17 protein-coding genes, 1 rRNA gene and 1 riboswitch are annotated in these 18,987 nt (G+C 70.4%); of the genes, 3 read left to right on the top strand and 15 right to left on the bottom strand.

Annotated features, from left to right (window positions below; all coding sequences use genetic code 11):
• The first annotated feature begins 59 nt into the window (after positions 1 to 59).
• Together ACIQR3_RS33185 and ACIQR3_RS33180 are read left to right on the top strand one after the other, a co-directional pair.
• Positions 60 to 644: a hypothetical protein gene (locus tag ACIQR3_RS33185; RefSeq protein WP_403544586.1), complete on the top strand. Its 585-nt coding sequence runs from the start codon at positions 60 to 62 to the stop codon at positions 642 to 644.
• Positions 645 to 997: 353 nt separating this feature from the next.
• The gene (locus ACIQR3_RS33180; protein WP_215168854.1) at positions 998 to 1,204 is read left to right on the top strand and encodes a DUF5999 family protein; all 207 of its coding nucleotides are present in this window, start codon (positions 998 to 1,000) and stop codon (positions 1,202 to 1,204) included.
• 8 nt (positions 1,205 to 1,212) lie between these two features.
• Here the strand turns inward: ACIQR3_RS33180 and ACIQR3_RS33175 are convergent, their stop codons facing one another.
• From ACIQR3_RS33175 to gcvP, 4 genes are all read right to left on the bottom strand, one after another.
• Entirely contained in the window at positions 1,213 to 1,977 is a 765-nt protein-coding gene (locus ACIQR3_RS33175) for a carbohydrate ABC transporter permease (RefSeq protein WP_403544672.1), read from the bottom strand.
• A 62-nt stretch (positions 1,978 to 2,039) separates the two neighbouring features.
• Positions 2,040 to 3,038: a carbohydrate ABC transporter permease gene (locus ACIQR3_RS33170; protein WP_403544584.1), complete on the bottom strand. Its 999-nt coding sequence runs from the start codon at positions 3,036 to 3,038 to the stop codon at positions 2,040 to 2,042.
• A 6-nt stretch (positions 3,039 to 3,044) separates the two neighbouring features.
• The gene (locus ACIQR3_RS33165) at positions 3,045 to 4,337 is read right to left on the bottom strand and encodes an extracellular solute-binding protein (protein WP_403544582.1); all 1,293 of its coding nucleotides are present in this window, start codon (positions 4,335 to 4,337) and stop codon (positions 3,045 to 3,047) included.
• Between the two features lie 241 nt (positions 4,338 to 4,578).
• Positions 4,579 to 7,464 (bottom strand): aminomethyl-transferring glycine dehydrogenase, encoded by a 2,886-nt coding sequence (gcvP, locus tag ACIQR3_RS33160; protein ID WP_403544580.1) that lies wholly within the window; start codon positions 7,462 to 7,464, stop codon positions 4,579 to 4,581.
• 180 nt (positions 7,465 to 7,644) lie between these two features.
• Positions 7,645 to 7,739: riboswitch (glycine riboswitch) on the bottom strand.
• A gap of 126 nt (positions 7,740 to 7,865) precedes the next feature.
• On the opposite strand from gcvP, the gene ACIQR3_RS33155 reads away from it, so the two are divergent.
• Complete coding sequence (locus ACIQR3_RS33155; RefSeq protein ID WP_403544578.1) at positions 7,866 to 8,240, top strand: PRC-barrel domain-containing protein; 375 nt, start codon at positions 7,866 to 7,868, stop codon at positions 8,238 to 8,240.
• 413 nt (positions 8,241 to 8,653) lie between these two features.
• On the opposite strand, the gene ACIQR3_RS33150 is transcribed toward ACIQR3_RS33155, so the two are convergent.
• The 11 genes from ACIQR3_RS33150 to rrf all read right to left on the bottom strand — a co-directional run.
• Complete coding sequence (locus tag ACIQR3_RS33150; RefSeq protein WP_403544576.1) at positions 8,654 to 10,069, bottom strand: DNA polymerase IV; 1,416 nt, start codon at positions 10,067 to 10,069, stop codon at positions 8,654 to 8,656.
• Positions 10,070 to 10,130: 61 nt separating this feature from the next.
• Positions 10,131 to 10,814 carry a MerR family transcriptional regulator gene (locus ACIQR3_RS33145; protein ID WP_403544574.1) on the bottom strand — a complete coding sequence of 228 codons (684 nt, stop codon included), beginning with the start codon at positions 10,812 to 10,814 and terminating at the stop codon, positions 10,131 to 10,133.
• A 160-nt stretch (positions 10,815 to 10,974) separates the two neighbouring features.
• Positions 10,975 to 11,448, bottom strand: a complete 474-nt coding sequence (locus ACIQR3_RS33140; RefSeq protein WP_188183535.1) for a bifunctional nuclease family protein — start codon at positions 11,446 to 11,448, stop codon at positions 10,975 to 10,977.
• Positions 11,449 to 11,606: 158 nt separating this feature from the next.
• Entirely contained in the window at positions 11,607 to 12,341 is a 735-nt protein-coding gene (locus tag ACIQR3_RS33135; RefSeq protein WP_403544572.1) for a MerR family transcriptional regulator, read from the bottom strand.
• Positions 12,342 to 12,383: 42 nt separating this feature from the next.
• On the bottom strand, positions 12,384 to 13,319 hold the full coding sequence (locus ACIQR3_RS33130) for an FHA domain-containing protein (protein WP_215168868.1): 936 nt from the start codon (positions 13,317 to 13,319) through the stop codon (positions 12,384 to 12,386).
• Between the two features lie 61 nt (positions 13,320 to 13,380).
• The gene (locus ACIQR3_RS33125; RefSeq protein WP_403544570.1) at positions 13,381 to 14,229 is read right to left on the bottom strand and encodes a DUF881 domain-containing protein; all 849 of its coding nucleotides are present in this window, start codon (positions 14,227 to 14,229) and stop codon (positions 13,381 to 13,383) included.
• Between the two features lie 5 nt (positions 14,230 to 14,234).
• Positions 14,235 to 14,567 (bottom strand): small basic family protein, encoded by a 333-nt coding sequence (locus ACIQR3_RS33120; RefSeq protein ID WP_003977440.1) that lies wholly within the window; start codon positions 14,565 to 14,567, stop codon positions 14,235 to 14,237.
• Positions 14,564 to 15,400: a DUF881 domain-containing protein gene (locus ACIQR3_RS33115; RefSeq protein WP_403544568.1), complete on the bottom strand. Its 837-nt coding sequence runs from the start codon at positions 15,398 to 15,400 to the stop codon at positions 14,564 to 14,566. Before ACIQR3_RS33115 ends, ACIQR3_RS33120 begins: the two co-directional genes overlap by 4 nt.
• A gap of 167 nt (positions 15,401 to 15,567) precedes the next feature.
• The gene (locus ACIQR3_RS33110; protein ID WP_215168875.1) at positions 15,568 to 18,063 is read right to left on the bottom strand and encodes a mannose-1-phosphate guanyltransferase; all 2,496 of its coding nucleotides are present in this window, start codon (positions 18,061 to 18,063) and stop codon (positions 15,568 to 15,570) included.
• Positions 18,064 to 18,178: 115 nt separating this feature from the next.
• A complete protein-coding gene (locus ACIQR3_RS33105; RefSeq protein ID WP_403544566.1) occupies positions 18,179 to 18,787 on the bottom strand; it encodes a CDP-alcohol phosphatidyltransferase family protein in 609 nt (202 codons plus the stop codon).
• Positions 18,788 to 18,896: 109 nt separating this feature from the next.
• Positions 18,897 to 18,987: ribosomal RNA gene (gene rrf, locus ACIQR3_RS33100) — 5S ribosomal RNA — on the bottom strand; the annotation flags it as partial.

Below are 18,987 nucleotides of genomic sequence, written 5' to 3'. Positions count from 1 at the left end.
CCCACGCCGCCCTGCCCCGCCCTCGCGCCACCGTGCCTTCGACTGAGAGGCGACCCACCATGCCGCTGCATGTCCCCCCGGCTCCCGCGCCCGCCCTGCGCACCGTCCTCACCGCGCTCTCCTCGCCCACCGCGGTCCGCGAGGCCCGCACCCCGTCCCTGCTCGGCGCCCGCGGCCCGGTCACGCCCGAGCTGCCGCTGCCCGTGCACGTCCTGGACCACGTCACCCCCGAGGGCGTGCCGGCCGTCCGGCTCGCCGGGTGGCGCTTCCTGATCCGCAGCGGGGAGGGCGTGGTGGCCGCGGCGGACACCATGCTGACCCCGGACGGCTGGGCCTTCTCGCACTTCTTCGAGGGCCCCTACGTCACCGCGACCGAACGCGCGCTGCGCCAGGCCGAGTCGGTGGCCCAGCCGTTCCAGCCGCGGCTGCTGTCGGTGCCCGGCCTGTACATGCTCACCCTGTGGCTGCACGGCGACCACACGGCCGACGCCGCCGTCGGCCACCCGGACGCCGGCGACCTGCTGGTGCCGCTGGCGCCGGCCCCGCCCGGCATCGCGGCGCACCGGCCGCACCGGGTCGCGGACCTGCTCCCGGTCCTGACCCACCGGGCCACACCGACGCCCCTGCTCCGCTCCCCCGCCTGAACCCCACAGAGACCGAACCCCACAGAGACCGAACCCCACGTGACCCCGCCGCCCGGCGACAGGGCGGCGGGGTCACCCGCGCTCGCACGAACCGGCACCCACCCCGACCGGCTCCTCCAGGCCCCGTGAACCGGCCACACGGACACCGCAGTTGGACTGAACCGTCCGGGCGGGTGACGCGTCCTCAACCTGTGAGAGGCGGTGCCGCGAAATACCTGCGGATCGACGTCCGTGGGGCAACACTGGGTCCGGACCGACGTATGCAACGGGGGGCGGCCATGAACCACGTGTCACGCCGCGGAACAGAGACGACAGCACACCCACCCATCACTCCGGAGCGAAAGAACCCCGCCATGTGCCAGCACCAGCCACCGTGTCCGTCAGCCGACTCCGCCGACCGGGAATCCGCGCGTCTCGTGGCGCACCACCCGGAGCAGGGCTGGAGCCTGCTGTGCAACGGTGTCCTCTTCTTCGAGGACACCGGCGAACTCCTGCCGGACGGCCGGATCATCGCCCCGCACCGCCCGCTCGGTGCCGGCCAGGTGATGACGGCCGCCTGACCGCCCCGTCACCCCTTCGTGGCCCCGGCCGTGAGCCCGCCGACGAGCTGCCGCTCGGCCACCGAGTAGAAGGCGAGGGCGGGCACCATCGCCAGCACCAGGTAGGCGAAGACCCGGGCGGTGTCCGCGGAGTACTGGCCCTGGAACTGCTGGACGCCGATCGGGATGGTCCACCAGGTGGAGTCGGTGAAGACCAGCAGCGGCAGGAAGAAGTTGTTCCAGCTGGTGACCACGGCCAGTACGGACACCGTCCCCAGCGCCGGCCGGGCCATCGGCAGCAGCACCCGCCAGAAGAAGCCGAACGGCCCGCAGCCGTCCAGCGTGGCCGCCTCCTCCAGCTCACCGGGGATCTCCCGGAAGAAGCCGCGCAGGATGATGATGGTCATCGGCAGCCCGAAGGCGGCCTGGGGCAGGATCACGCCGAGCGGGTTGTCCAGCAGGCCCATCGAGCGCAGCAGCAGGAACAGCGGCAGCGCCGCCACCGCGAAGGGGAACATCAGCCCCATCGTGAACAGCGTGAACAGCGCCTCCCGGCCGCGGAAGGCGAACCGGGCGAAGGAGAACGCGGCGAGCGCGGAGACCGCGACCACGAGGACGGTGGTCGCCACGGCGATCAGCGTGCTGTTGCCGACCAGCCGCCAGAAGGATCCCGAGCCGAGGATGTCCGTGTAGTTGGAGAACACCCACGGGCTCGGCAGCCCCACCGGGTTGTCGGAGAGCTGGTCCGAGGACTTGAACCCGGACAGCACGGCGTACAGCAGCGGTACGGCCATGACGGCGCCGACGAGGGTCAGGGCGAGGTGCAGGGGCAGGGTCCGCCCCCGGGACTTGGCGCTCACTTGCCGTCTCCCCTCATGGTCGTGGTGGCCCCCTGGAGGTCGCGCCGCAGCACGAACCGCTGGTAGGCGAGGGCGAAGACGAGGCTGATGCCGAACATGACCACGCTGATCGCGCTGGCGTAGCCGACCTGGTACCGCTTGAACCCGAACTGGAACATGGTCACGGCCATGGTCTCGGAGTGGTGGTCGGGTCCGCCCTGGGTGACCACCCACACCAGGTCGAACAGCTGGATGGCGCCGATGACGGACAGGAACACGCTGATGCGCAGGGTGGGCGCCAGCAGCGGCAGGGTGACGTTGCGGAAGCGCTGCCAGGCGCCCGCCCCGTCGATGAGCGCGGCCTCCGTCAACTCCTTCGGGATGGACTGGAGTCCGGCCAGGTAGAGCATCATGTGGAAGCCGAAGTACTTCCACGTCATGACGAGGAAGAGGGTCGCCATCACCATCGACGGGTCGGCGAACCACTCCCCGCCGACACCGCCCAGGCCGACGCCGCCCAGCACCCGGTCGGCGAGCCCGTCGTCCGGCGCGAAGATCATGCCGAACAGCACGCCGGTGATGGCCTCGGACAGCACGTACGGGGCGAAGAACAGCATCCGGTACACCGCCCGGCCGCGCATCCGCTGGTTCAGCAGGACCGCCATGGCCAGCGCGAACGGCAGTTGCAGCGCCAGGGAGAGGACCACCAGGACCAGGCAGCGCCACAGGTCGCCGAGGAAGACCGGGTCGTCGAAGAGGCGGGTGAAGTTGTCGGTGCCGATGTAGTCCGAGGGCATGCCGAAGCCGCCCCACCTGAAGAAGGCGGCGTACAGCGCGAACAGGATCGGCAGCACGACGAGGACCAGGAACAGCACCAGGGCGGGCACTTGGAAGCCGACCGCGGTGAGCCAGTGCGTGATGCGGCGCCGGGTCCGCCCCCGGGCCGCGGCGGCCGGCGGGGGCGGCAGGTCGGCACCGGGGCCGGTCCGCTCGTCCGGCAGGAACGTGGAGGTCATCGGTGGTTACTGCTCTTCCTTCGCGACCTTGGTGATCGACTCGGCGACCTGCTGGGGGGACTTGGAGCCGGCGATGAGCGCGGCGACGCTGTCGTTGACCTCCTGCCCGACGGCGGGCGCGTAGGCCTGGTCGAGGTAGAGCTGGAAGCCGGTGGCCCCCTTCAACTGCTGCTGTACGGCCTTCAGGTCGGCGTCGGTCAGCGCGCTCTCGGCGGCCGGGACCACGGGCAGGACACCGGTCTTGGCGACCAGTTCCCGGTCGGTGGCCTCGGAGGCGAAGAACTTCAGGAAGTCGACGGCCGCCTGCGGGGCGTCCCTGCGCAGGGCGTGCCCGTTGGCCCCGCCGAACACCTCGGTGAGGGCGCCCTTGCCGCCCTCGACCGCCGGGAACGGGAAGAAACCGAGGTCGTCCCCGAGCCCCTTGCCCGAGTCCGCCTGCACCACCGGTGCCCACTGGCCCATCAGCTCCATCGCCGCCTTGCCGTTGCCGACGGCGGCGGCCTGCCCGTTGGGGGCGGAGTACGCGGCCCCGAGGAAGCCCTTCTGGAACGGCTGGAGCGCGGCCAGTTCCTTCAGGTGCTGCCCGGCCTGGACGAACGCGGCCCCGGTGAAGTCCTTGTCGTCGGCGGCCTTCTGCACGGCCTCGGCACCGCCGACCCGCATCGCGAGGTAGGCCCAGTAGTACATGCCGGGCCACTTCTCCTTGCCGGCCAGGGCGATGGGCGTGATGTTCTCCGACTTCAGCGCGCGTACGGCGTCCAGGAAGCCGCTCCAGGTGGTGGGCGGAGCGCTGATGCCGGCCTTCTTGAAGAGCGCCTTGTTGTACCAGAAGCCGACCATGCCGCTGTCGAACGGGATGCCGTAGAGCCGGTCGTCGATCAGGTACGGCTCCTTCGCGACCGGGAGCATGCCGTCGGACCACTCCTTGGTGCGGTCGGTGAGGTCCTCGACGAGCCCCGCGTCGACCTGCTGCTTGAGGACACCGCCGCCCCAGGTGTGGAAGATGTCCGGGAGCTTCCCGGAGGCGATGAGCGCCGTCATCTTCGACTTGTAGGCGTCGTTCTCCAGCTGGACGATCTTTATCTTGACGTTGGGGTTCTGTGCCTCGAACTTCTTGGCGAGGGCCGCCCAGACGTCCTTCGTCGGCTGGGTCGTGGAGATGTTCCACCACTCGATGGTGGTGGTCCCGGACGCCCCTTCGTCCGAGTCACCGCCGCAACCGCTCAGTACCGTCATGCCCAGACCGGCCGCGGCCGAGGCCGCCAGGAACCCGCGGCGGGACAGTGCCGGGTCGCCCATGATGCGCTCCTTGAGTGCGAAAGTTTCGGAGAAAATCCAGAAAGCTGCGTTGCTGCCGCACCCTAGAGACCGCGCGTAATCGGTGGCAACCCCTCGTACACAACGAATCTGTCCTCGCCGGATCCCGACCGCCTCCTGAGGCCGAAACATTCGACTCATACCGCGAACCTTTTACGGCTCCCCGGTGTGACGGAAACAGAAAGGGCCCCGCCGGTCGGCGGGGCCCTTCCTCGTGTCCTGCTCAGTCCTCGTACGCCTCCAGCGGCGGGCAGGAGCAGACCAGGTTCCGGTCACCGAAGGCCTGGTCGATGCGGCGCACCGGCGGCCAGTACTTGTCGGCGGCCGACACCCCGGCCGGGAAGACGGCCTCCTCGCGGGCGTACGCGTGCTCCCACTCGCCGGCGAGCGCGGCGGCGGTGTGCGGGGCGCCCCGCAGCGGGTTGTCGTCCGCGGGCCACTCGCCCGAGCCGACCTTCTCGATCTCCGCACGGATGGCGATCATCGCGTCGCAAAAACGGTCCAGTTCGGTCAGGTCCTCGGACTCGGTCGGCTCGATCATCAGCGTCCCGGCCACCGGGAACGACATCGTCGGCGCGTGGAAGCCGTAGTCGATCAGCCGCTTGGCGACGTCGTCGACGCTCACGCCGGTCGCCTTGGTCAGCGGGCGCAGGTCGATGATGCACTCGTGCGCGACCAGCCCGTCCGGCCCCGTGTACAGCACCGGGTAGTGCGGCTCCAGGCGCTTGGCGACGTAGTTGGCGGACAGCACCGCCACCTGCGTGGCCCGCTTGAGCCCCTCACCGCCCATCAGACGGACGTACGCCCAGGAGATGGGCAGAATGCCCGCCGAGCCCCAGGGCGCCGCCGAGATGGGCCCCACGCCCGTCTGCGGGCCCGCCGCGGGCTGGAGCGGGTGGTTGGGCAGGTACGGCGCGAGGTGCTCCCGCACGCCCACCGGGCCGACGCCGGGACCGCCGCCGCCGTGCGGGATGCAGAACGTCTTGTGCAGGTTCAGGTGGGAGACGTCGCCGCCGAAGTGGCCCGGCCGGGCGAGCCCGACCAGGGCGTTGAGGTTGGCGCCGTCCACGTACACCTGGCCGCCCGCGTCGTGCACGGCCGCGCAGATGTCCGCGACGTGCGCCTCGAAGACGCCGTGCGTGGACGGGTAGGTGATCATCAGCACCGCCAGCTCCTCGCGGTGCTGCTCGATCTTGGCCCGCAGGTCCTCGACGTCGATCTCGCCGTCCTCGGCGGTCTTGACGACGACGACCTTCATCCCGGCCATGACGGCGCTGGCGGCGTTGGTGCCGTGCGCGGAGGACGGGATCAGACAGACGGTCCGCTGCTCGTCGCCGTTGGCCCGGTGGTATCCGCGTACGGCGAGCAGGCCGGCCAGCTCGCCCTGCGACCCGGCGTTGGGCTGGAGCGAGACCTTGTCGTACCCGGTGACCTCGGCCAGCCGCTCCTCCAGCTCCCGGATGAGCGTGAGGTAGCCCTGCGCCTGCTCGGCGGGGGCGAAGGGGTGCAGCTGCCCGAACTCGGGCCAGGTCACCGGCTCCATCTCGGTGGTCGCGTTGAGCTTCATGGTGCAGGAGCCCAGCGGGATCATGCCGCGGTCCAGCGCGTAGTCCCGGTCGGCCAGCCGGCGCAGGTAGCGCAGCATCGCGGTCTCGGAACGGTGCTGGTGGAAGACGGGGTGGGTCAGGAAGTCGTCGGTGCGCAGCAGCCCCTCGGGCAGCGCGTCCCCGGTCGCCGCGTCCAGCGCCTCGATGTCGCCCTCGGCCCCGAACGCGTTCCACACTCCGCCGATCTGCGCGCGCGTGGTCGTCTCGTCGCAGACCATGGAGACGTGGTCGGCGTCGACGAGCCGCAGGTTGACCCCGTTCTGCCGGGCCGCGGCCACGATCTCGACGGCCCGCCCGGGCACCCGCGCCGTGACCGTGTCGAAGTAGTCGCCGTGGACGATCTCGACACCGCTCGCCGCGAGCCCCGCGGCGAGGACGGCGGCGTACCGGTGGGTGCGCCGGGCGATGCCGCGCAGCCCCTCGGGGCCGTGGTACACGGCGTACATCCCGGCCATCACGGCGAGCAGCACCTGCGCGGTGCAGATGTTGCTGGTGGCCTTCTCGCGGCGGATGTGCTGCTCGCGGGTCTGCAGCGCCAGCCGGTAGGCCCGGTTCCCGTCGGCGTCCACGGAGACGCCCACCAGCCGCCCGGGCAGGCTGCGCGCCATCTTCTCCTGAACGGCCAGGTAGCCGGCGTGCGGCCCGCCGAAGCCCATCGGCACCCCGAACCGCTGGGTCGTGCCCACCGCGATGTCGGCGCCCAGCTCACCGGGCGACTTCAGCAGCGTCAGCGCGAGCAGATCGGCGGCGACGGTGACCAGCGCGCCCAGCTCGTGCGCCCGGTCGATCACCGGCTTGATGTCGCGTACGGCACCGGAGGCGCCCGGGTACTGGATCAGCACGCCGTTGATCTCCCGCTCCGCGACCTGAGCCGGGATGCCGTCGGTGAGGTCGGCGACCACCACCTCGACGCCGGTCGGTTCGGCCCGCGTGCGGATCACGGCGATGGTCTGCGGCAGCGCGTCCGCGTCGACCAGGAACAGCCCCTTCTTGTTCTTCCCCATCCGCCGCGACAGCGCCATCGCCTCGGCGGCGGCCGTGCCCTCGTCGAGCAGCGAGGCCCCGGAGGTCGGCAGCCCGGTCAGCTCGGCCACCATCGTCTGGAAGTTGAGCAGCGCCTCCAGGCGCCCCTGCGAGATCTCCGGCTGGTACGGCGTGTACGCGGTGTACCAGGCCGGGTTCTCCATGACGTTGCGCAGAATCACGGGCGGCGTGAACGTGCCGTGGTACCCGAGCCCGATCATCGAGTCGAGCACCTGGTTGCGGTCGGCCAGCGAGCGCAGTTCGGCCAGCACCTCGGCCTCCGTGCGCGCCCGGGGCAGGTCGAGGGCGCCGGCGCTCTTGATCACGTCCGGCACGGCGGCGGCCGTCAGCTCGTCGAGCGAGCCGTACCCGACCTGGGCGAGCATCTTGGCCCGGGCCTCGTGGTCGGGACCGATGTGGCGCTGCTCGAACGGCGTTCCCTGTTCGAGCTCGGAGAGCGGAGTGCGGTGGGCTGTCATTGTGCGGAGGCCTCCTGGTCTGACGCGACCTGCGAGGGGCACCACGGCACGGGTGCCCCGACGGCCTCCCCCTCTGTCATCTCGACCTGAGAGCTTCACCGGGATCCTGTCGGGCCGTCCCGGCTTTCACCGTCGGTGAGAGCGGAAGCCGTCGACACCCGCCCTGCTTTCCAGAGTGACCTCGTCCGTGCGGTACGTGGGCCTGAGAGATTCCGGGGAGGATTTGCTCCTTCGGCGCCTCCGAGGTATCCGGAGGACTCTCCCGCACGGGGTCAGCAGCCGTTCGTCAGCCTACCAGCGAGGCCCACGCACGGTCTTTCGAGTGGCCGCCCGTCCGAATGTGCTCTTTTGTAGTGCTTACGGATGATGTACCGGATGGTTGGCGACCACCTGGAGGGCCCGTGCGTACCGACATCGACCCGCGCAACCTGATCGGCCGCAAGGCGTTCGACCGCAACGGCACGAGGATCGGCACCGTCGACGAGGTCTACCTCGATGACGCCACCGGCGTACCCGAATGGGCGGCCATACGCACCGGCCTCTTCGGCCGGGACGCGTTCGTCCCCCTGGAGCCCAGCGAACTGGTCGACGGCACGCTGCGGGTGCCGTTCGACCGCGCGCTCATCAAGGAAGCCCCCGACTTCGGCGTCGGCCGCCACCTCTCCCCGGAGCAGGAACTCCAGCTCTACCACCACTACGGCCTCGACACCGCAGCCCCGTCCCCCCTGCCCGACCGCGACTTCGGCAAGCTGGCGGGCCAGGAGGAGCCGACCTGAGGCGTACGGGTACGGGGCGCGCCCGGCACCGCTGAGCCGCCGGACGGCCACCTCAGACCACCCGCCCGGCCCGTGCTGGAAATCAGCGACGACGAGTGGCGCCGCTGCTCCGGAATCAACGCGCTCGCGAGGTCCGCCCCACCTGCCTCAGCACCTCGCCCCCTTCACCGGCGTCCACGGCGCGCGCCGCCGACCCGACCAACACCAACCGCGTCCCGCGCCAACCTGCACCACCCCGCACCACCGGCACCATCCCGCACCACTGGCACCATCGCGCACCACCGGCACCACATCGCACCACCGACACCACCGGCACCACTGGCACCACTGGCACCCCGCCGCACCACCGGCACCACGAGCACCATCGGCACCACCCGCACCGGCCGACAGGCCCACCGCGCCCACCCCGGCCGTCACCCCGCACCCGCCGGCCCCACCGCGTCCACCGGACCGGCGGCGGCCGAGGGTCTTCGCTCCACCAACGGCAGCGGATCCGCCGGCTCCAGCTCCGGATCGTCGGTCCGGAAGGTCCGCACCCGCCCCGGCCGGGTCGACAACGGCGTCTCGAACCGCACCGTGACCCGCCCCAGACCACTTCCCTGCACCCACCCGTGCCCGTACACGGCGTGCCGCACGTCGTGCCCCGACGGCCAGCGGCGCTCGGCGGGCGGGAGGTCAGGCTCGGCGGTCCCGCCCCGGTCGGCCTCCTCGGCCGGCGCCGACGGCTGATCCGGCTCCTCCGCCCCCGCCCGCTCCCCGGCCGCCTGTGCGAACAGGTCCTCCTGCGTGTAGTCGGCCAGCCCGGTGACCCCCACGCCGAGCAGCCGCACCCCGCCGGTGGTGTCCACGGCCTCCAACAGCCGCGCCGCCGCCTCCGCGACCACCGCCGGGTCGTCCGTGGGCCCCCGCAGCGTCTCGGACCGGGTCAGGGTGGAGAAGTCGTAGCGCCGCACCTTCAGCACGATGGTGCGCCCGGACAGCCCCGCCTCGCGCAGCCGCCGCACACACCGGCCGGCCAGCCGCCGCACCTCCAGACCGACCCGGGTGCGGTCATGGATGTCCACGTCGTAGGTGTCCTCCACCGACACCGACTTGGCCTCCCGCTCGGCCACCACGGGCCGCTCGTCGTGCGCCAGCGCCATCGCGTACAGCGCGTGTCCGTGCGCCTTGCCCAGCAGCCGGACCAGCTCGTCCTCGCCCGCCTCGGCAAGTTCCCCGACCGTGGTCATGCCGGCCCGCCGCAGGTGGTCGCCGGTCGCCGGGCCCACGCCGGGCAGGATCCGCACGGACTTCGGCGCGAGCAGGTCCCGCTCGGTGCCGGGCTCGATCAGCACCAGCCCGTCGGGCTTGGCGTCCTCGGAGGCGATCTTGGCGAGCATCTTGGACGCGGCCAGCCCCACCGAGCCCGTGAGCCCGGTGACGGCCCGGATGTCCGCCCGCAGCCGCGCGCCGGTCAGCCGCGCCGAGTCCGCGTCCCAGGCGGCCCCGCCGGCCTCCAGGTCCACGAACGCCTCGTCCAGGCTCAGCGGCTCCACCAGCGGCGACAGCGCCCGCAGCAGCCCCATCACCTGCTCGCTGACCGCGCGGTACAGCTGGAAGCGCGGCACCAGGTAGGCGGCGTTGGGCGCGAGCCGCCGGGCCTGGGACATGGGCATCGCCGAGTGGACGCCGTGGACCCGGGCCTCGTAGGAGGCCGTGGCCACCACGCCACGCGGGCCCAGCCCGCCCACCACGACGGCTTTCCCGCGCAGGCTCGGCTTCGACGCCTGCTCCACCGAGGCGTAGAAGGCGTCCATGTCGAGATGCAGGATCGTGGGCGCGGTTCTCACATCTCCGATGCTGCCCTACGCCACTGACAACGGCCCCGCCCCCGGTACGCCCGGCGTGGGGTCAGACCGCCCGGTTGCGCCGCCGGGCCAGCTCGTCCGCCGGGTTGTGGCCGACGAGGGTCTCGCCCGTGTCCACCCGCTCCCCGTGCAGCTGCGACAGGGCGGCCTCCACGTCCCGCCACACCACGCCGACGGCAATCCCGAAGATCCCCTGGCCGCCCTGGAGCAGCGCGTGCACCTCGTCGGGCGAGGTGCACTCGTAGACCGTGGCGCCGTCGCTCATCAGCGTCATCCGCTCCAGGTCGCGAAAACCGCTCTCCCTGAGGTGCTGAACCGTGGTCCGGATGTTCTGCAGCGACACGCCGGTGTCGAGGAACCGCTTGACGATCTTCAGGACGACCACGTCACGGAAGCTGTACAGACGCTGCGTCCCGGACCCGTGGGCCGGCCGCACACTCGGTTCGACGAGTCCGGTACGGGCCCAGTAGTCGAGCTGCCGGTAGGTGATACCGGCGGCCGCGCAGGCCGTGGGCCCCCGGTAACCGATCTGCTCGGACGCCATGGACGCCGCCCCTTCGCCGCTCGGCACCGCCGCGGGCCGCCGCGGGGCGTGGCCGGCCGTACCGCCGGGCTGCGGGCATCCTCCACCCGGACGAATCCGAGAACTCTCGGGAGGGTACGGAGCGCTCGCCCCGAGACCGCGTGCAGGAGCACGCCCCACCGTACCGTCGCCGCTGCTTCTCACGCCGACCTCCGTCCTTGACCTGCCTCCTCGAAGGTAGGCAGTCACCAAGGGTGCGTCAACGATCGCCACACTCGGCACGCCGAGTGATAATCACCCTAAGAGTGGTTTGCCGTGCCCTCTCATGGGGAAAGGCTAGCCGAATGTCCTTTTCGGACGGCTGTCACTGATTGCTGCTGCCGAAGTCCTCCGGCGAAATCTGGTCGAGGAACTCGCGGAACTTCTCCACCTCGTCCTCCTGCTCGTCCGGGATCGCGATACCGGCGTCGTCCAGCACCGTGTCACTGCCGAAGATCGGCGTCCCGGTGCGCAGCGCCAGCGCTATGGCGTCCGACGGCCGGGCGCTCACCTCGACTCCGCTGGCGAAGACCAGCTCGGCGTAGAAGACACCTTCCCGCAGGTCGGTGATGCGCACTTCGGTGAGCTCCTGGCCGACGGCTTCCAGCACGTCCTTGAACAGGTCGTGGGTCAGCGGCCGTGCGGGAGCCATGCCCTGCTGGGCGAAGGCGATCGCCGTCGCCTCCCCGGGACCGATCCAGATGGGGAGGTAACGGTCTCCTCCCACTTCACGCAGCAGCACGATCGGTTGGTTGGAGGGCATCTCGACCCGGACACCTACGACATCGAGCTCGTTCACACAGCAACCCTAGGCCGTGCCCGGGACGTTTGGGTAGTCGGGCCGGGAACGGGTGACCGATCCAGGTCCTCCACAGGGCGGTCCCGGCCCCTCCTCGGGCCGATCCATGCCCCCCGCAGGGCAGTCCTGGCCCCTCCTCGGGCCGATCCGGTCCCGCCTCAGGGCAGCCGTACCCCGAGAGCGGTCTGCACCAGCGCCGCGTGCAGCTTGACCGCGAGCCCCGCCAGCTCCTTGGTACGGGCCTCCGCGTGCGCCCTGGTCTGCGGGTTCCGGTGGCGCTTGAGCGGGGCCACCACTTGGTCCACCAGCCCGGCCTCCCGGTCGGCGGCGGCCTTCATCACCCTCAGGTGCCGCGGTTCGATCCCGGACCGTCCCAGCTCCACCACGAGAGTGGCCACGGTCACCGCCTCCGCGTCATAGGCCCCGTCGGGCAGCGGCGCGATCAGCCCGTACGCCTCCCACTCGTCGAGCTGCCGTTCCTCTATGCCGGCGGCGGCGAGCAGTTCCTCCCGCCCGATCCGGGCCGCCGTCGCCCCGGCGGTGGGCTCCGGCGCCGCCTCACCGTCGCGCTGCCGCCCCAGCGTGGGCAGCGGCACGGCCTCCCCGCGCTCCATGGCGTCCAGGTGCTCGCGGATCACCTTGAGCGGCAGATAGTGGTCCCGCTGCATCCGCAGGACGTGCCCGAGCCGCTCGACATCACGGGCGCTGAACTTGCGGTATCCCGCGGGCGTCCGCCGCGGCTCCACGAGCCCTTCCGACTCCAGGAAACGGATCTTCGAGATCGTGATGTCGGGGAACTCGTCGCGCAGCACGTTCAGCACCGCGCCGATGCTCATCAGTCCGTCCGTGGCGGTGGTGCCGTGACCGGCACCACCGCTCGGTGTTTGCAGCATGGCCCTTCCCTGGGGATCTCCCCGGACGGAGCCCGGGGCGGCTCAGTAGCCCCGCTGGCTCGCGTAGAAGACCAGCCGGTACTTGCCGATCTGCACCTCGTCACCGTTGGACAGGGCGACCTCGTCGATCCGCTCCCGGTTGACGTACGTACCGTTGAGGCTGCCCACGTCGGCAACCGTGAACGACCCGTCCTGCTGCCGGCGGAACTCCACGTGCCGGCGGGAGACGGTCACGTCGTCCAGGAAGATGTCGCTCTGCGGGTGCCGCCCGGCCGTGGTCAGCTCCCCGTCCAGCAGGAACCGGCTGCCCGAGTTCGGACCCCGGCGCACGACCAGCAGCGCCGAGCCCAGCGGCAGCGCCTCCACGGCGGCCTGCGCCTCCGGGGAGAGCGTCGGCATCTGGGTCTGTCCGGTGACCTCGGCGTCGTAGGCCTCCAGGCCGGAGATCGAGATCGTGGACGTCGTCTCCGAGGGACGCTCCGGGTGCGCCCCGGCCCGCAGCGGCGCGCCGCAGTTGGAGCAGAAGCGGCTGTTCTCCGCGTTGCGGTTACCGCACCTCGTACACACCAGGGCCGACATGGACGGATCCTCCTGCGGCGGCTGTCCCGCCGGGGTGTTGGACGCGTACGGACCGGGGCCGAACCCTGAACCCGTACTTGAGGTCGACGGTTGCCCGAAACCTATGCCGCCGGACTGTGCAGGGTCAACAGACGGCGCGCCCTGACCACCCACCTGGTCGCGGAACAGCGGACGCTGACCCTCCGCGTCGGGCTGCGCGCGATGGCGAGCGGTCGCGTTCTCGCCGCTCTCTCGCGCGCTCTTGCCGAACAACTTCGCAAACAACTTCACGGGCGATTCCCCTTGACCGAAACAGACCCGCCCGTGGGGCAGGACGAACCCTGACTGAACGTACTGGCCGACCCGGACATCCTGACAACGTCCGTCTCCACCAGACAGTTTCCACCACGCACCACCCATTCGGTGCGCCGACCCCCCGCAACCTCATGCCCCCGCCGGACAGCGCCCATGCGCCCCCGGTTCACTCGGAGGACGACCGAGCGTAGTCAGGCTGCTTCGCCGCTCGCAAGGCGTCCACGACGATCTCGCTCGACCGCTCAACAGTAGCGGTGGCCTGTTCCTTCTCCAGAGTCTGCACCACTCCCCCAGGGATGTTGAGCGCGGGTTCGAGGTCCTGCGGCTTGCCGATGACCTTGAAACGATAGGGCGCGTCGATCTTGTTCCCGTCGACGCTCACTCCGTCACCGGAGTCCGTCAGATAGGTACCGGCGACGACCCGTACCCCGTTGACCTGGATCGCCTCCGCGCCGGCGGCGCGCAGTTCCTGGATCGCGTCGAGCAGCATGTCCGCCTCGACCGTCCCCCTCGTGTCCGCGATCGTCATCGTGATGCCCGGCCCCTGCGCGGCCACCGTGCCCGCCAGGACGCCGAGTTGCCGCTCCTTCTCGATCGTCTGCTTGCGGGCCTCCTCGGCTTGGTCGGAGCTGTTCTCCAGCTCGTCGCGCTGCTCCTCGAGGCCCTGCTTCTCGTCCTGAAGACGTTGCGTACGGTCATCGAGTTCATCGAGGATGCGGACAAGATCTTCCTGCCGGGCGCCGCGCAGCGCGCTGTCCCCGTCGCTGTTGGACGCCACCTGAACGGCCAGGCCGAAACCGAGGCCGAACAGCAGCAGGGCGACGATCAGTTGAGCCCGGGTCACCCGGGGCGGCCACAGCCCCTGCACCAGTCGCTGCCGCCCGGTCAGTCCGGGCTCCTGCCGTGCCGCGGGTCCCTGCTCCGCGCTCGGCCGAGGGACCGGCGCCACCTCCTGCGGCAATGCGGCACGGAGCCGGCTCCCGGCCTTCCCCTGCTGCTCGTCGTCGGCGGTCATCGGCCTCACGCCCGGAAGACGTGCCGGCGGATCGCCGCGGCGTTGGAGAAGATCCGGATGCCGAGGACGACCACGACACCGGTGGACAGCTGGGCGCCGACGCCCAACTTGTCGCCCAGGAAGACGATCAGCGCGGCCACGACCACGTTCGACAGGAACGACACCACGAAGACCTTGTCGTCGAAGATGCCGTCGAGCATGGCCCGCAGACCGCCGAACACGGCGTCCAGCGCCGCGACCACGGCGATCGGCAGATAAGGCTCGACGGCGGCCGGAACCTCCGGCCGGACCAGCAGGCCGGCCACGACTCCCACGACGAGGCCCAGTACGGCGATCACGATGTGCCCTTCTCGGTTTTCGGTTGTGCGGTACGTACGATCACACTCGGCGCGGCCGGCAGCCGGAGGTCGTCCTCCGTGGAGACACCGGTCCGGATGCCGTAGTTCTCCTTCAGGGCGTTCAGATACAGCCCGTCGGCGCTGTTCCCGAACCGGGTGCCGAGCCGCTGTCCGTCCCCCACGGCGACCACCGTGTAGGGAGGCACCAGCGGCCTGTTGTCCACCAGTATCGCGTCACCCGCGGCCCTGATCGCGGAGAGCGCGGTCAGCCGCTGCCCGTTGATGGAGATCGCCTCGGCGCCGGAGGCCCACAGCCCGTTGACGACCCGTTGCAGGTCCCGGTCGCGGACCCGGCCGGTGTCGGAGAAGCCGGAGGTCCCGCGCGGCTCGCCGTCCCCGCCCGTGGAGGCGTCCTTGGCGTCGTTCACCACGAGTTTCACCCCCGGCCCGTGCACGGCGACGGCTCCGGACAGGATCCCGACCAGCTCGCCCCGTTCGCCGTCCCCGGTGTGCTGGAGCGCCGCACGCTGGCGCGCGCTCACGTCCGCGCGCAGCGCGTCGACGTCGTCCTCCAAGTCGTCCGCCGCCGAGGTCTCCTGGTCGATGCGGTCGATCAGCTCCTCGCGCTCCTTGGCGGCGGCCGGGGCGGCGACCCGCGCCTGGGCGGCTCCGACAGTCACCACCAGGGCGGCGAGCACCAGCCCGGCGGCCAGGCCCAGCTTGGCGCTGAGTGTCTTGGGCAGCCCGCCGGTGCCCTCGGCCCGCTTGCGCGCCGCCGCCTCGGCGTAACCGTCGTCGAGGCTGTGGTCCATGACGTTGGTGAGCAACGACATGGACGCGTCCGGGCGCGGGGGCCGCGTAGCTGTGCTCCGAACGGGGGGTTGCTGCGGCATGCCGCACATCGTCGCACGCCGCCGCCCCTGCCTCCGAACGGGCCCACCGGCGTGCCGGACAGGCCCCCTTGGAGGCACTTGTCCGGCACGCGCGCGTACTGCGTGTTTTACCGGCCCGCGCTGTCCACGACCGCCGACCACTCGTCGAGCAGTGCCTGCGCGGAGGCGTCGTCGGGACCCTCGGCCCACAGGTGGGTGACGGCCTCGGCCGGGTCGGGCAGCACCATGACCCAGCGCCCGTCGGCCTCCACGACCCGCACCCCGTCGGTGGTGTCCACGGAGCGGTCTCCCGCCTCCTCCACGACGCGCCGCATGACGAGCCCCTTGACGGCCCACGGGGTCGCCAGATCCCGCCTGAGGACGTGCGCCCGCGGGATCCGGGCGTCGATCTGGCTCAGCGTGAGCTGCGTCCGCGCCACCAGCCCGATCAGCCGTACGAAGGCCGCCGTGCCGTCGTAGACACTGCTGAACTCCGGGACGATGAACCCGCCCTTGCCGTCACCGCCGAAGATGGTACCTTCCTCACCGCCCACACGCGTGAGGTCGTCGGGCGAGGTGGTCGTCCACTCCACCTGGGTGCCGTGGTACGCCGCCACCTGCTCGGCGATCCGAGTGGTGGTCACCGGCAGGGCCACCCGCCCACTGCGCCGCTCGGCGGCGATCAGGTCCAGCATCACCAGCAGCGCCCGGTCGTCCTCGATGATGCGGCCCTTCTCGTCGACGAGCGACAGCCGCTCACCGACCGGGTCGAACCGCACGCCGAACGCCGCCCGCGAGGACGCCACGATCTCACCGAGCCGCACCAGCCCGGACCGCCGCATGTCGGCCGACTCGGTCGGCCGGGACTCGTCGAGGCCGGGATTGATGGTCAGCGAGTCGACACCCAGCTTGCCCAGCAGACTCGGCAGCACCAGGCCGGCACTTCCGTTGGAGGCGTCGACGACGACCTTCAGCCCCGACTCGGCGATCCCCGCCGTGTCGACATTGCGCAACAGCGACCCGGTGTACGAGTCGAAGACGCTGGCCGGGAAGTGCAGGTCACCGATCTCCCCGGGGAACGCCCGCCGGTACTCCTGCCGCGCGAACACCCGGTCCAGCTTCCGCTGGCTGCCCTGCGACAGGTCGGCGCCCTGGCTGTCGAAGAACATGATGTCGACGGAGTCCGGTACCCCGGGCGTCGTACGGATCATGATGCCGCCGGCGCTTCCCCGCGCGGTCTGCTGCCGTGCCACGGGCAGCGGTACGTTCTCCAGGTCCCGTACGTCGATGGCGCTGGCCTGCAACGCGGAGATGACCGCGCGCTTGAGCGCACGCGCGCCTCGCGAGTGGTCGCGGGCGGTGGTGACGGTGGAGCCCTTCTTGAGGGTCGTCGCGTAGGCACCGGCCAGCCGCACGGCGAGTTCCGGCGTGATCTCGACGTTCAGGATGCCGGAGACGCCTCTGGCGCCGAACAGGTGCGCCTGGCCCCTCGACTCCCAGATGACCGAGGTGTTGACGAACGCGCCGGCCTCGACCGTCTTGAACGGATAGACCCGCACATTGCCCTGAACGATCGATTCTTCACCGACCAGGCACTCGTCACCGATGACGGCGCCGTCCTCGATCCGCGCGGCGCGCATGATGTCGGTGTTCTTGCCGACGACACAGCCACGCAGATTGCTGTGCGGCCCGACGTACACGTTGTCGTGCACGACCGCCTTGTGCAGGAAGGCCCCGCTCTTCACGACGACATTGGAACCGATGACGGTGTGTTCCCGGATCTCGGCACCGGCCTCGACCTTGGCGTAGTCACCGACGTACAGGGGCCCGCGCAGCACGGCGTCGGGATGTACTTCGGCACCCTCGGCCACCCACACTCCGGGCGACAGCTCGAAACCGTCGATGTCGACGTCGACCTTGCCCTCCAGGACATCCGCCTGGGCCTTCACATAGCTCTCGTGGGTGCCGACGTCCTCCCAGTACCCCTCGGCGACATAGCCGTAGATCGGCTTGCCTTCCTTCATCAGCTGCGGGAAGACATCGCCGGACCAGTCGACGGACACATCGGCCTCGACATAGTCGAAGACCTCCGGCTCCATCACGTAGATGCCGGTGTTCACGGTGTCCGAGAAGACCTGCCCCCAGGTCGGCTTCTCCAGGAAGCGCTCGACCTTGCCGTCCTCGTCGACGATGGTGATTCCGAATTCAAGGGGATTCGGCACCCGCGTCAGGCAGACGGTGACCAGCGCGCCCTTCTCCTTGTGGAAATTGACGAGCTCGGTGAGGTCGAAGTCGGTCAGCGCATCGCCGGAGATGACGAGGAAGGCATCGTCCTTCAACGCCTCTTCGGCGTTCTTGACGCTTCCGGCGGTACCGAGTGGCTTCTCCTCGTTGGCATAGGTGAGCTCCATTCCGAGCTCTTCACCGTCACCGAAGTAGTTCTTGACCAGGGAGGCCAGGAACTGAACGGTGACGACGGTCTCGTTGAGCCCATGCCTTTTGAGCAGCCTCAGAACGTGCTCCATGATCGGCCGGTTGGCCACCGGCAGGAGCGGCTTGGGCATGCTTGAGGTCATAGGGCGAAGGCGCGTGCCTTCGCCTCCGGCCATCACGACGGCCTTCATGTCGGAAGCGTCCTCCTCTAAGAGACGACGGTCTGACCGACTTCACCCGCCTCGATTGTCCCGCACTTTTCCAGCACGGGCCATCGGGGCCGTTACGGCCGCACGGTGGGCGAGTTCAATCGGCCATGGTGTCCGCGCGGACCAAGCGGCGGACCTGGACCATGTAGAGGACTCCTGCCCACCAATACAGCGTTGTACCCCATCCGGCGAACGCCCATCCGAAAATAGCAGCGAGTGACGAGATCCATCCACTTCCGTCACTGAGCAGCAGCAGCGGGAAGGCGTACATCAAGTTGAACGTCGCGGCCTTCCCCAGGAAGTTCACCTGCGGCGGCGGATAGCCGTGGCGCCTGAGGATGCCCACCATGACGAGGAGGACCAGCTCGCGCGCCAGCAGTACAGCGGTCAACCAGAGCGGCAGGATCTCCCGCCACGTCAGCCCGACCAGCGTGGACAGGATGTAGAGCCGGTCGGCCGCGGGATCCAGCAGCCGGCCTAGGCTGCTGATCTGGTTCCAGCGCCGGGCGAGCTTGCCGTCCAGGTAGTCGCTGACTCCACTGAGGGCCAGGACCAGCAGCGCCCAGCCGTCGCTCTTGGGGCCGCCGAACTCGGGCCTGAGGATCAGCCACAGAAAAAGGGGCACGCCGACAAGACGGGCCATGCTGAGGATGTTCGGGATGGTGAGGACCCGGTCAGTCTGGACGCGGGTCTCCTGGACCTCCACCCGGGGGCCTCCTGGATGAAATAAGCCAACAATGCTCCCCGACCTTACCTCAACGCAAAAAAGCGCTGGCCCTCGGGCAGTCTGCCCAAGAGCCAGCGCTCTAAGAATTGTTCGGCGGCGTCCTACTCTCCCACAGGGTCCCCCCTGCAGTACCATCGGCGCTGTAAGGCTTAGCTTCCGGGTTCGGAATGTAACCGGGC

This window comes from Streptomyces sp. NPDC090994, from assembly GCF_044768905.1.
Classification (GTDB): domain Bacteria; phylum Actinomycetota; class Actinomycetes; order Streptomycetales; family Streptomycetaceae; genus Streptomyces.
Note: the sequence above shows the minus strand (reverse complement) of the source record. Positions and strands in the feature narration are given on the sequence as shown.

Bases quoted from the DNA above. Each gene is read 5' to 3' on its own strand.
- ACIQR3_RS33180 (WP_215168854.1), top strand. From the start codon at position 998: ATGTGCCAGCACCAGCCACCGTGTCCGTCAGCCGACTCCGCCGACCGG.
- ACIQR3_RS33175 (WP_403544672.1), bottom strand. From the start codon at position 1,977: ATGGCCGTACCGCTGCTGTACGCCGTGCTGTCCGGGTTCAAGTCCTCG.
- ACIQR3_RS33110 (WP_215168875.1), bottom strand. From the start codon at position 18,063: ATGAAGGCCGTCGTGATGGCCGGAGGCGAAGGCACGCGCCTTCGCCCT.
- ACIQR3_RS33165 (WP_403544582.1), bottom strand. From the start codon at position 4,337: ATGGGCGACCCGGCACTGTCCCGCCGCGGGTTCCTGGCGGCCTCGGCC.
- ACIQR3_RS33115 (WP_403544568.1), bottom strand. From the start codon at position 15,400: ATGTCGTTGCTCACCAACGTCATGGACCACAGCCTCGACGACGGTTAC.
- ACIQR3_RS33185 (WP_403544586.1), top strand. From the start codon at position 60: ATGCCGCTGCATGTCCCCCCGGCTCCCGCGCCCGCCCTGCGCACCGTC.
- ACIQR3_RS33170 (WP_403544584.1), bottom strand. From the start codon at position 3,038: ATGACCTCCACGTTCCTGCCGGACGAGCGGACCGGCCCCGGTGCCGAC.
- ACIQR3_RS33125 (WP_403544570.1), bottom strand. From the start codon at position 14,229: ATGACCGCCGACGACGAGCAGCAGGGGAAGGCCGGGAGCCGGCTCCGT.
- ACIQR3_RS33135 (WP_403544572.1), bottom strand. From the start codon at position 12,341: ATGCTGCAAACACCGAGCGGTGGTGCCGGTCACGGCACCACCGCCACG.
- ACIQR3_RS33130 (WP_215168868.1), bottom strand. From the start codon at position 13,319: ATGGGTGGTGCGTGGTGGAAACTGTCTGGTGGAGACGGACGTTGTCAG.
- gcvP (WP_403544580.1), bottom strand. From the start codon at position 7,464: ATGACAGCCCACCGCACTCCGCTCTCCGAGCTCGAACAGGGAACGCCG.